Here is a 12765-nt window from a genome sequence, read left to right as displayed (position 1 = left end):
CGGTGCAGGCGGTCGCGGGTGAAGTCGATGAGCGGTGTGTCACCGAGCTTCATGCCTGCCAGATGGCCGGAGCCGTAGGTCAGCCACTCTGCGGCCGGGAGACCGTCAGGTGTGACGCAGGTGGCGAGTCCGGCCTGCCATGCGTGGCGGGTGTCGTGCTGCCACAGCAGTTCTTCAGAGTCCGCGGCGTGGACGGTCTGCCGTTCACGTGTGAGGCGGCCCTGGTCGTTGTAGTCATAGTGAACGGCCACGCGCTGGCCTTCGCTGAGGTGACAGATACCGCTCAGCCAGCCGCGCTCATCATACTGCCACTGCTCCGCCGGTTCGCCGCTGACCGTGCGGTGCGTCAGCCGGTCAGATTCATCGTAGTGCCAGAGGGTGATGAGGCCTTCATCGTCACTTTGGGTGAGTTTGCCGGTCAGCCCGTATTGGTAGCGCTGCGTGCGGCCATCGAACCCGGTCTGCTGCATCAGGCGGTCCAGTGCATCCCAGGTGAATTCCGTGTGGCGGCCGTTTTCATTGGTCAGTTGAATGACACGCCCGGCATCATCATATGCCATCTGCCGGGTCAGGCTGCCGGAAGTGGTACTGACCGGTCGCCCGGCGGCGTCGAACTGCGTTTCCCGGCGGGTGCTGTCCGGGAGCACTGTCACGGTGAGGTCGCCTGCGGCATTGTATTCATAGCGGGTCTGATGCCCTGCCGCGTCCGTCTGGCAGACCAGTCGGCCACGGGCGTCGTACTCACGCTGCAGGCTCAGCCCTTCTTCGCCGGATACCGCCGTCAGTTGCCCGAAGCGGTCGTATTCATAACGGGTCTGATAGCCCGAGCAGTCGGTAGAGGTCAGCAACTGGCCGTAGCAATTCCACGCCATCTTTTGCTGGCTGCCAGTGGCGTCCTCGCGGGTGGCCGGAAGTTCATTGCGTGGTGAATCAAAGGTATAGCGCACCGTATCGCCGTGACGGTCCGTTTCAGCCGTCAGCCGCCCCTGTGCGTCATATTCCCGTTGACTACGCAGACCGTCCGGGTAGGTGGTGCGGATAAGCTGCCGCTGCGGGCTGTAGCTGAAGGTGGTGATTCTGCCATCGGGGCTGACGATGGCATCTAACAGCCCGGAGCCCGGGCTCAGCCGGAACGCCGTCTTTCGTCCGGCCGCATCAGTCTGCGCCACCAGCCGGCCGTAGGGGTCGAACTCGCTGTGAGTCACTGAACCGTCGGCGAACACCTTCTTCACCACCCGCTTCAGGCCACCTTCACCTTCGGTGTGCAGCACTTCCTGGCGTTTCAGGCTGTCGGTAATGATGACCCGGTCTTTTTCATACACGTACGCGTAACTCAGGCCCGCCGGGTTGTGCTGCGCCGTCACCCGGCCTGCCGCATCGTAGCGATACTGCGTGGCCGGACGCCCGGCGTAATGGTGTGCCACCATCCGCCCGGGATATGCCTCATCGTAAGCAAAATGACGCGTCTGCACGCCGCTGCGGTCATGGACGGCGGTCAGCTCACCGCGAGGCGAGTACGCATAGCGCACCAGCGGCCGGGCGGGTAAATCCTGCGGATATTCCGGGTCCTGCGTCAGCCACACCTCCGTCAGGCGGATACCGGCGTCTGTCCCGTAGCGGGTCTGCGGCACGTCAGGAAATCGCGCGTAGTTCAGCCTGAAGCAACGACCTGCGCCGTCGGTGACCGTCATTATCGCCCCGGCAAAGACCCCGTCCGCGGCACGACGAAATGAAAGTGTGCGGCCCAAATTATCCACCAGCCCGGTCAGCACCCGGTACGGCGGCAGCGGCGCGGGCAGCACCTCATCCGCCTGTGGCACACGCTCACACCAGCCTAAAATCCACCATGGCCCCTGCAGACTGCTGGTCGCCAGATAAACGTGCGGACTTAGGCGCAGGGCCTCCGGCACTTTGCCCCACAGTACCGCCAATGGATGGCCCTCATACAGCCGGTCCACCCCGCCGCGCGCCAGCCAGAAAGACTCGCTGCGGCTGAACGCCAGCTCTCCCGGCAGCAGCGGTTCGAAGTGAATGCTGCGCCCGCCGTTGTCGTTGAGGATGAGTTCGCCCGGCGTAAGCAGCAGATGAATATCGGAAGGGGCTTTCCAGCCCGGACCGAACACCCCGACCGGGGCCGGGGTACGGGTCTGGTAGCTGCTGTAGGTGCGGGAGAGCACAAAGGGCATCGGGCCCGGCAGGGCAAGGTCGGTCTCATCGGGCAGGACTTTGGCCCCAGGCAGCGGGTTCACCGGACTCCCGGACACCACCCCGCCCGGGCAAACCGAGCAGGCGACGCCGGTGGGGGCGCCAATCATTACCCCGAGTGAGCCCTGCACAATCGGACCGCCTATGGCCGTCATATCTCCCTGTCGTGCCGCCGGTTTGCCACTCATCACCCTGTCCTGTTGAATAATGATAATGGCCGGATTTTACGCAGGGGATGGCGTGCGGAACCGTGACTCGGCTCACGAACAAAAATATAGTTAATTGTTTTTAAAGGAATTTATTTGTTTTGGTGATGACTGAATGATTACGGATTCGCATAGGAAATAGGTGAACAATACCGATCGCTCTACGCGATCGGTATTTCCGGGCGTTATTAAATTGATGGATGAGTTCTAAGGTTTTTTCTCATCAGTTGCTGACCGGTTTTTCGGCACGTCGTCGCAAGGCTTCTCTTTCGGGCAGATCAAATCCAGCATTTTCAGCGTCACGCCGTTACTCCAGCCAAAGCCGTCCTGTAACGGATATTCGCCGCCACCTCCGCCCGTACCGGTAGACGTAATGTCATATTTCTCGACCAGCTTTTTCTCACGATCGTAGGTGTGCTGCACGTTAGTCAGGAATCGCCAGCTGACTTCCATCGCGATGTTGTCCTTACCGTAATTTTGCAGCCCTTCAGTGGCGACCCATTGCAGCGGAGCCCAGCCGTTCGGTGAATCCCACTGCTGACCGCTGTTGACGGTCGTGGTCGCAATACCGCCCGCTTTCAGCAGGCGAGATTCCGTAGCCGCCGCCATTTTTGAGGCCCGATCATTGGAAGCCGCATTCACATAAAGCGGGAACAAGGCAGCGGCTGTCAGCTGATTGCGCACTTTGTGGGATTTCAGGTCGTAATCGGCATACCAGCCTTCTTTATCGTTCCACAAATAGTGTTCCATCGCTTTCTGGCGTGTGCCTGCCATTGCGTCATAGCTTGAGGACTTCCCGTCATCGCCTGCTGCTTTACTGGCGCGAGCGATGATTTTTTCCATCTTGTACATCAGAGCATTGAGGTCGACCGGCACAATGCTGGTGGTGCGGATGGTGCTGAGTTTTTGCGGATCATCCATCCAGCGCGAACTGAAATCCCAACCGGAAGCGGCGGCGGAACGCAGGTCGCGGTAAATCTCTGTCGCCGGGCGATTCGGATTACTTTTGGCGGTATTCACGTCATCCAGCCAGGATTCTGGTCGCGGTGTGTCTTTATCATCCCAATAGCGGTTTAACACCGTGCCATCAGCGAGTTTCACCACGCGCTTGTCGGCTTGCCCGGCCTGGAGATTCTCCTGCCCGTCCATCCAGTAAGCGTGCTCTTTCTCCATTTGCGGAAGGTATTTCTTCAGCGCGGCATCGCCATCGTGGGTGGCGAGCAGTTCGACCATCAAAGAGAAGAACGGGGGCTGCGAACGGCTCAGGTAATAGCTACGGTTGCCATTGGGAATGTGGCCCCAGGTATCGATTTCCCAGGCGAAGTTATCCACCATATCTTCGATTTTGTCCCAGTGTCCGCTCTCGGCAAGCCCCAGCATGGTGAAGTAGCTGTCCCAATAATAGACTTCGCGAAAACGCCCGCCGGGTACCACATACGGTTTGGGCAACGGCAGCAGGGAATCCCATTTGGCGGCGGTATCCGTGGTGCGCGTCAACACCGGCCACAGGCCATCAATATGTGCCCGCAGGCTCTCGCCTTCAGGCGGTATGTACTTATCTTTCTCTTCCGGCAGCGTGAAATTCACATCAACAAAATGGCGAAGATCAAAACTGCGCTGGTTCCGCTGCATGCGGTAATCCGCAAGGATCATCAGCGGGTCACCTTTGGGGATCGCATCAGCAAAGGTTTTCTGATCCGGGAAAAGTTTGGCGCTCTGCACATCATTAAAGAGTGGCCCGAGGAGTACGTCCGGGGACTGCGGCGGTGCAGAAGGCGCATCGTCGGCCTGTGCAGAGGCAAGAGTCAGTGAGAGAAGCATGCCGCCAAGCGCGAGTGGCAAAGCAGCGTAAAGGGGAGAGGTGCGGCGCAAAACGGGTTTTCTCATCGGTTATTCTCCTTGTAAGAAGCGCTAATTCCGCAGTTTCAACCATAGACGAATATCCACTGGTGCGCGTGTCGGGGTTAACGTTTTATGCTTTTCCAGACAAATTACCGGGACATTCGCGTGTGACCGGGAAAACAAAAAAGAGGGGGAGATTGCGCATCGAACCCTTTCAGATCACATAAAGCAAAAAACATAAGAAATTAGCAAAAAATCATAATGGATCTGTTTTCCACGCCTGTGCAAAGAATAACGCCTCAAACTGGAACCGGTTGCAGTTCAGTATCCTTAAAGGGGAAATATATCGTGGCTGGAGAAAAACTCTCTGTCAGAGAAAAAGTCGGCTATAGCCTGGGTGATGCCGCAAGTCATATTGTATTTGATTCCTCAGTCGCTATTCTTGCCTGGTATTATACCGACATTTATGGCTTGCCTCCGGCGGTCATGGGCACCATGTTTTTACTGGTTCGCATATTAGACGCTATTACTGACCCCATTATGGGCGCGATTGCGGATGCCACAGCCACCCGCTGGGGCCGCTTCCGCCCGTGGTTGCTTGCCATTTGCATTCCGTTTGCCGTCAGCTGCGTGTTGGTCTATTCCATTCCGAGTTTTTCCGACAGTGGTAAAGTGGTGTATGCCGTCGCGGCATATATATTTATGACACTGATGTATACCGCCATTAATATTCCTTACTGTTCATTGGGTGCGGCATTGACCACGGACCCCCAGGAAAGTTTGTCATTGCAATCCTGGCGTTTTGCCATTACGCCAATTGGCGGCGCATTAGGTACAGCCTTTATTTTACCGTTGGCGGATTTCTTGTTCCCAGGCGATCGTGCTACGGGTGTTCAGGCGGCAATGGCAATATTTGGGGTAATTGGTTGCCTGATGTTTATCGTCTGTTTCTTGACTACTAAAGAACGCGTGCAGCCGATTAAAGAGGAAAACCTCAATATTGCGCGGGATATTAAAATTTTGTTCCGCAACGATCAGTGGCGCATATTGTCCATCTACAATTTTACGATGCTGGTGGCCGTGGTTATCCGCGGTGGCGCGGTGGTGTATTACGTCAACAGCGTGCTGAGCAAAGGCGCGGATATTATCAGCTGGTTTATGCTCGGCGGGATGTTTGCTTCCATGTTCGGATCGGTGCTGGCAAAACCGTTCGGCACGCGTTTTTGCAAGGTCAAACTGTCGTTCTGGATCAACATGATTAACGCCGCCCTCGGCGCGGTGTGTTTCCTGCTGCCCGTCCAGTACTGGGCAATCCCGCTGTTTGCTCACATGCTGATTCAACTGGTGCAAGGCGGCAACGCTGCCATCCAGTGGTCGATGATCACCGACGCTAACAACTACGGTGAATGGAAAACGCAGCGCCGAATTACCGGCATGAACGTCGCCGCCAACATCTTTGTGATCAAGTTAGGCGTGGCGGTCGGCGGGGCCATCCTGGGTTGGGTGCTGGCGTTTTATGGCTATGCGTCCAGCAGCAGTGTGCAATCGGCCGAAGCCATCGGCGGTATCGTGCTGCTGTTCTCCATCATTCCGTCGGTGTTCTATGTGCTGACCGCCATCGCCATTCGTTTCTATGGCCTGAATGAAGCCCGAATGAACAGCATTGTCGCAGACCTCAACCACGGGAAGTTTGCCAGGGCTGAACCTGATGTCACCCGTCCTGTTTCTGTGCAGGAGTAAACGGCTGACCTTGATCCCAGCGTGAGGGCCAGTGCGCCAGATAGTGCGAAACGCTATCTGGCGCATGGCGAATAACCCGCACGTTCTCCCTCTTGCTTTGTCTGTCATCTTCATCTGTTTATCGTTTTTCTGTCATTAAAGCGTCACGCGCAGCGTTGTTAATAACCCACGACGAATTCAGGCTACGTGGAACCGATATGAACAACGCACGCGCACTCTTTTCTCTGAACGATTATCCGACCTTGCCGCAAATCACAGGCGTCCAGCAGCGTAAAGTGCTGAGCGTGAAAAATTTGTACAAATCGTACAACGCCAGCCAGCCGGTGCTGAGTGACATCAATTTTGACTTACATGCAGGCGAAATGGTCGGGATTGTCGGGCGCTCCGGTGCGGGAAAATCCACGCTGCTGCACGTGCTTAACGGCACCCACAGCGCCACGTCCGGCGAAATGCTGAACTACCCGGAAGTGGGCATGCCACATGATGTCTCTGGCCTTCGCGGTCGAGCGTTAAATCAGTGGCGCACGCAATGCGGGATGATTTTCCAGGACTTCTGCCTGGTGCCACGTCTGGACGTGCTGACCAACGTGCTGTTAGGCCGTCTGAGCCAGACCTCAACGCTGAAATCTTTATTCAAAGTGTTCTCCGATGACGACCGCGCTCGCGCCATTGCGCTGCTCGAATGGATGAACATGCTGCCACACGCCTTACAGCGCGCCGAGAACCTTTCCGGTGGCCAGATGCAGCGCGTCGCCATTTGCCGGGCATTAATCCAGAACCCTTCCATTTTGTTGGCCGATGAGCCGGTGGCCTCGCTGGACCCGAAAAACACCCAGCGCATCATGAGCGTGCTGCGGGAAGTGAGCGAGCAGGGCATCAGCGTGATGGTTAACCTGCACTCCATCGAACTGGTTAAAACGTACTGCACCCGCGTGATTGGCATCGCGCAGGGCAAAATTGTGTTTGATGACAGACCGGAGCGGCTGACTCCGGATGTTCTGCACCAGCTGTATGGCGACGAAGTCAGCCAGCTCCATTGATTCTTTTCACCAACGTTTCTCAACATAAGACAACACGGGCAAAGATAATGACTAAGCACATGACGAGCGCATTACGATTTTCCGCATTGATGGCAGGGCTGCTGGTGGCTTGGCAGGCAACGGCTGAGCAACCCAAAGAGCTGAATCTGGGGATTCTGGGCGGGCAAAACGCCACACAGCAAATCGGCGATAACCAGTGTGTCAAAACCTTCCTCGATAAAGAGTTGAAGGTGGATACCAAGCTGCGCAACTCTTCTGACTACTCTGGCGTGATTCAGGGTCTGCTCGGCGGCAAAGTGGATGTGGTCCTGAGCATGTCGCCATCTTCTTACGCTTCGGTGTACATCAACAACCCGAAAGCGGTTGATATCGTGGGCATCGCTGTCGATGACAAAGATCAGTCGCGCGGTTATCACTCAGTGGTGATTGTTAAGGCCGACAGCCCGTACAAAACCATTGATGACCTGAAAGGCAAATCCTTCGGCATGGCGGACCCGGATTCCACCTCCGGCTTCCTGATCCCAAACCAGGCTTTCAAGCAGAAATTCGGCGGCACGCCGGATAACAAATACAACAACTTCTTCTCCAGCGTGACCTTCTCTGGCGGCCACGAGCAGGACATTCTCGGCGTGCTGAACGGCCAGTTCGCAGGCGCGGTGACCTGGGCTTCAATGGTTGGTGATTACAACGAGGGTTACACCGCAGGTGCTTTCAACCGTCTGATTCGTATGGATCACCCGGACCTGATGAAAAATATCCGCATTATCTGGCAATCGCCGTTAATCCCGAATGGCCCGATTCTGGTCAGCAACAGCCTGCCAGCGGATTTCAAAGCCAAAGTCGTTGAGGCGGTGAAGAAACTGGATACGGAAGATCACGCCTGCTTTATCAAGGCGATGGGCGGTACGCAGCATATCGGCCCGGCGACGGTCGCCGACTTCCAGCAGATCATCGACATGAAGCGCGAGCTGGTTAACGCCCGTTAATCCGCCACACTTTTCTCTCCCGGTGTGTTGCCGGGAGAGCGACTCTCACGTGAGTGAACATGCTGAATACTGAATTTGAACGTTATTACCAGCAGGTCAAAATGCGCCAGACGCGTGATACGGTGACCTGGTCCGCGCTGCTACTGGTGCTCTATTTTGCCGCCGGACACGCGGCTGAATTTAATCTCATCACCATCTGGCACTCCTTGCCGAACTTTTTCGATTACATGCTGGAAACCGTGCCGACGCTGCACGGCAGCCTGCTGTTTGCCGATGCCCACACCAAAGGATCGCTCGCTTACTGGGGTTATCGGTTGCCCATTCAGCTGCCGCTTATCTGGGAAACGTTGCAACTGGCGCTGGCGTCGACGCTGGTGGCGGTGGCCATTGCCACGATCCTCGCTTTCCTTGCAGCACGTAACGCCTGGTCACCCGCGGGATTACGCTTCGGCATTCGTGCCTTAGTCGCTTTTCTGCGAACCATGCCGGAACTGGCGTGGGCCGTTATCTTCGTAATGGCTTTTGGCATTGGCGCTATCCCCGGTTTTCTGGCGCTAACGCTGCACACCATTGGCAGCCTGACCAAGCTGTTTTATGAAGCCATCGAAAGTGCACAGGACAAACCGGTACGCGGTCTGATTGCCTGCGGAGCAACGCCCGTTCAGCGGATGCGTTTTGCATTGTGGCCGCAGGTGAAGCCGATATTTCTCTCATACGGTTTTATGCGCCTGGAAATCAACTTCCGCTCGTCGACCATTCTTGGGCTTGTCGGCGCAGGCGGCATCGGCCAGGAGCTGATGACCAACATCAAACTGGACCGCTATGACCAGGTCAGCATGACCTTGCTGCTGATTGTCATGGTGGTGTCACTGCTGGACACGCTCTCGGGACGGCTGCGTCAACGAGTGCTGGAGGGGGCGAAATGAAGAGCTGGCAAGCGGTGACTGACACCGCACATTATCAGGAAGCGCACCCGGCGCTGTTTAAAGCTCAACGGCGTTATTTGCGCCATCTGGCGCTGCTGGCGCTGGTTGTCGGGCTGTATTACGTCTGGTTTTTCATTCAGTTCGGTATCAGCTATGAACAGCTAACCAGCGGCATGCAGCAGCTTGGCCGCTACTTCTTCCGCATGTTCGTCTGGCATGATTTCCTGAACTGGCCCTTTGGCTATTACTTCAGCCAGATTGGTATCACCCTGGCGATTGTGTTTTCTGGCACGATTACCGCCACGGTGATTGCTCTGCTGCTGTCGTTTCTGGCGGCGCGAAACATCATGCGTGGCCCGGTGACCCGAGTCATCGCCATGCTGATGCGTCGACTGTTCGACATGCTGCGCGGCATTGATATGGCCATCTGGGGGCTTATCTTTGTTCGCGCTGTCGGGCTGGGGCCACTGGCGGGGGTGCTGGCTATTATCATGCAGGACACCGGGTTATTAGGGCGCTTGTATGCGGAAGGCCATGAAGCCGTTGAACGTTCGCCGGGCAGAGGATTAACCGCTGTGGGGGCAAACGGCCTGCAAAAACACCGCTTCGGCATTTTCACCCAGTCGTTCCCGACGTTCCTGGCCCTGAGCCTGTATCAAATTGAATCTAACACCCGTTCCGCTGCTGTGCTGGGCTTTGTCGGCGCAGGCGGGATAGGGCTTATCTATGCCGAAAACATGCGCCTGTGGAACTGGGATGTGGTGATGTTCATCACCCTGATTCTGGTGGCGGTAGTGATGACCATGGATGCGCTTTCTTCCTGGCTGCGACGCCGTTATATCACGGGCGTGATGGTGCCGTTGTTCAATCAACGATAAAACACAGGTCGGGCAGTAAATTGTGCCCGGCCTGAGCTGGTTTCCGCCTTCTGCGGCCTGCTTGAAAAAATCCCTCTGTCACGCTTCAAATGGTATGATTGCCGCCTTAACCTCAGCTCAGGCTGATACCTCTCTTTAATACCGGAATACCGACGTGACCTCTTTTGCTGACTTAAACGCACTTCCTGCGGAACTTTTGACCAATCTGACTGAACTGGGCTATCTGACCATGACCCCGGTGCAGGCGGCGGCGTTACCGGCCATTCTTGCGGGGAAGGATGTTCGCGCCCAGGCGAAAACCGGCAGCGGGAAAACAGCGGCATTTGGCCTCGGTTTGCTGCAGCGCATTGATGCCAGTCAGTTTATTACCCAGTCTTTGATTCTTTGTCCGACGCGCGAGCTGGCCGATCAGGTGGCGAAAGAATTGCGTCGTCTGGCGCGCTATATGCCGAACATCAAAGTGCTGACGCTGTGTGGCGGCCTGCCATTTAGCGTGCAGCGTGATTCCCTGATCCACGCCCCGCATATCATCGTGGCGACCCCAGGCCGTCTGCTCGATCACCTGAAAAAAGAGACGGTGAAGCTGGATGCGCTGCAAACGCTGGTGCTCGATGAAGCGGACCGTATGCTGGACATGGGCTTTGCCGACGCTATCGATGAAGTGATCGGCCACGCGCCAGCGAAGCGTCAGACGCTGCTGTTCTCGGCCACCTGGCCAAAAGCGATTGCGGCGATCAGTACTCGCATACAACGTGACCCTGTCACGGTTGAAATCGATACGGTGGATGAACTTCCTGCCGTGGAACAGCAGTTCTACGAAGTGTCTCGTCACGGCAAAATCAGCCTGCTGCAAAAGCTGCTAAGCAAGCATCAGCCTGCATCCTGCGTGGTGTTCTGTAACACCAAAAAAGACTGCCAGGCCGTATGCGATGCGTTGACCGACTGCAATCAGAGCGTGCTTGCGCTGCATGGCGACATGGAACAACGCGATCGCGATCAGACGCTGGTGCGCTTTGCGAACGGCAGCAGCCGCGTGCTGGTGGCGACAGATGTGGCGGCTCGCGGCCTGGACATCAAAGCGCTGGAAATGGTGATTAACTTCGAGCTGGCGTGGGACCCGGAAGTGCATGTGCACCGTATCGGACGTACCGCACGCGCAGGTGAAAGTGGGCTGGCGATCAGCTTCTGCGCACCGGAAGAAGGGCAACGTGCCGCGGTGCTGGAAGAAATGCTTAACATGAAAGTGGAATGGCAACAGCCGCCAACAGGCATCAACGTTGCGCCGCTGGAAGCGAAAATGGCGACGCTGGCCATCGACGGCGGCAAAAAAGCCAAAATGCGTCCGGGCGATATTCTGGGTGCGCTGACCGGGGATATGGGGCTCGATGGCGCGGATATCGGCAAAATCGATATTCACCCGATTCATGCCTTTGTGGCGGTGAAGCAGAGCGTGGCCCGTCGTGCCTGGAAACAGCTCCAGCAGGGCAAAATTAAAGGCAAGTCGGTGAAAGTACGGTTGCTGAAATAAGCCTGCTAAATGAAGAAACGCCACCCAGTGTCGAACGGGTGGCGTTTTTTTATGGCTGTGGATCCAACAACCACGTACCCGGTTTATCGACGGTGATGTTTGCCGCACGAGACTGTCCGGCATTGCGTAACGTGATTTCATACTGACCTGGTGACAGCTGAATCGAGGCGTAGCCATTCACCGGCGTGGGCAATTTTTGCGTTTTGCCATTCACTTCCAGCTGTTCGCCTTGCTCGGCACGAAGATAGACCTTCGCATGCCCTGAGGTTGCGAGCGGTGCGCTGGTGGCTTTTGTCTCCGCCTTCACCACATCCTGCACGACATTCACTGATTCACTGCGACCAAAAATCAGGCCTCCAACAACCACGCCAACCACAACACCCGCTGCGATTTGCAGAGGGGTTCGATATTGTGCCCATTTCGGTGCAGGGCTGGGTGCTTCGGTTTTAGTTTCAACAGGCACCAGCATTGAGCCTGTTTGAATCACCGGTGGCGGATTGCCAGGATCATTGAGTGAAATACCCGCTAATGCTGCAAATTCTGCCAGCGTTTGAGGTCTGTCCTCCGGGCGCAATGCCAGGGCGCTATCTATCGCCTGTAAAAGCTCTGGCGACCATGAATCCGCGTGGCTTTCGGCCAGTGGCACGCAGTTGTCCTGGATACTGCGCGTGACGCTGGCAGGCGGACGGGAACCGCTTATCAGGGTGTAAAGAATCGCGCCAAGCGAATAGATATCGGTCCATGGCCCCGGTGGATTGTCGACATCATCAGAATACTGCTCCAGGGGGGTAAAACCGGGGTGTAACAGCGTTTTGTTGCTTTCGCCATTGTCGCCGGGCCCCTGACGTAATGCGCCAAATTCGAGCAGCAGCGGCAAGCCATTGTCCTGAATCTGGATGCTGTTCAGCGACAAGCGGCAATGGATAAATCCTTTATCGTGCAGGGCGGCCAGCGCGCCGCAAAGCATTGGTAGCAGGCGACGTACCCACGCTTCGTTGATTTTATCCGGGTGCTGCTGCGAAAAAGCGCTGAGCGTCATGCCGCTGTAAACCGGCGTTGCGGCATAAGCCGTCTCGTTGTACGTCCAGAAACGCAGGATTTGCACGACGTTCGGGTGATTCAGACGGGCTAACTGGCGAGCTTCATAAATGAAGCCCTCAAGCCCGGCGCTGAAGGCCGACTGATCCTGTTTACTGCGCGGTAGCAGACGTTGGGTATCGCTGCGAACGGTCAGGGTGCGCGGTAAAAACTCGCGAATGGCGACCTGGCGTTCAAGATGGTGATCGAGCGCCAGATAGACAATGTTATCGCTACTGGCATCAAGCACGTCCTGAATCTCAAACTCGTCAAAGCGATAGCCTGGCGGCAGAGCGTCGGGTGGTCGCTGTGTGTAATCGTTATCTGTCATGCTATG

At 56.4% G+C, this 12765-nt stretch carries 9 protein-coding genes; 6 read left to right on the top strand and 3 right to left on the bottom strand.

The genetic code is table 11. The annotated features are described in order from the left end of the window. On the bottom strand, positions 1–2393 hold a 2393-nt coding region (locus ACLW56_RS05190; RefSeq protein WP_330982736.1), incomplete at its 3' end, for a DUF6531 domain-containing protein. A 225-nt stretch (positions 2394–2618) separates the two neighbouring features. Beyond that, complete coding sequence (locus ACLW56_RS05185; RefSeq protein ID WP_330982735.1) at positions 2619–4298, bottom strand: alpha,alpha-trehalase; 1680 nt, start codon at positions 4296–4298, stop codon at positions 2619–2621. 300 nt (positions 4299–4598) lie between these two features. Here ACLW56_RS05185 and ACLW56_RS05180 point away from each other — a divergent pair, with 300 nt between their 5' ends. The 6 genes from ACLW56_RS05180 (at position 4599) to dbpA (ending at position 11351) form a co-directional block, all read left to right on the top strand. Then, a complete protein-coding gene (locus ACLW56_RS05180) occupies positions 4599–5993 on the top strand; it encodes a glycoside-pentoside-hexuronide (GPH):cation symporter (protein ID WP_330982741.1) in 1395 nt (464 codons plus the stop codon). A 197-nt stretch (positions 5994–6190) separates the two neighbouring features. Further along, a complete protein-coding gene (gene phnC / locus ACLW56_RS05175) occupies positions 6191–7033 on the top strand; it encodes a phosphonate ABC transporter ATP-binding protein (protein WP_330982734.1) in 843 nt (280 codons plus the stop codon). Between the two features lie 47 nt (positions 7034–7080). Further along, positions 7081–8019 carry a phosphonate ABC transporter substrate-binding protein gene (gene phnD, locus ACLW56_RS05170; RefSeq protein ID WP_330982733.1) on the top strand — a complete coding sequence of 313 codons (939 nt, stop codon included), beginning with the start codon at positions 7081–7083 and terminating at the stop codon, positions 8017–8019. A 59-nt stretch (positions 8020–8078) separates the two neighbouring features. After that, entirely contained in the window at positions 8079–8945 is an 867-nt protein-coding gene (gene phnE / locus ACLW56_RS05165; protein WP_415377567.1) for a phosphonate ABC transporter, permease protein PhnE, read from the top strand. Beyond that, positions 8942–9823 (top strand): phosphonate ABC transporter, permease protein PhnE, encoded by an 882-nt coding sequence (phnE, locus tag ACLW56_RS05160; RefSeq protein WP_330982731.1) that lies wholly within the window; start codon positions 8942–8944, stop codon positions 9821–9823. The genes phnE (ACLW56_RS05165) and phnE (ACLW56_RS05160) overlap by 4 nt, the downstream gene beginning before the upstream one ends. Before the next feature lie 154 nt (positions 9824–9977). Next, positions 9978–11351, top strand: coding sequence for an ATP-dependent RNA helicase DbpA (dbpA, locus tag ACLW56_RS05155; RefSeq protein WP_330982730.1), 1374 nt, complete (start codon positions 9978–9980; stop codon positions 11349–11351). Positions 11352–11400: 49 nt separating this feature from the next. Here the strand turns inward: dbpA and ACLW56_RS05150 are convergent, their stop codons facing one another. Beyond that, complete coding sequence (locus tag ACLW56_RS05150; protein ID WP_330982729.1) at positions 11401–12759, bottom strand: serine/threonine-protein kinase; 1359 nt, start codon at positions 12757–12759, stop codon at positions 11401–11403. Positions 12760–12765 lie beyond the last annotated feature (6 nt).

Origin of the sequence: Pantoea sp. sgz302252, from assembly GCF_047713085.1 — a bacterium.
GTDB lineage: Bacteria > Pseudomonadota > Gammaproteobacteria > Enterobacterales > Enterobacteriaceae > Scandinavium.
Note: the sequence above shows the minus strand (reverse complement) of the source record. Positions and strands in the feature narration are given on the sequence as shown.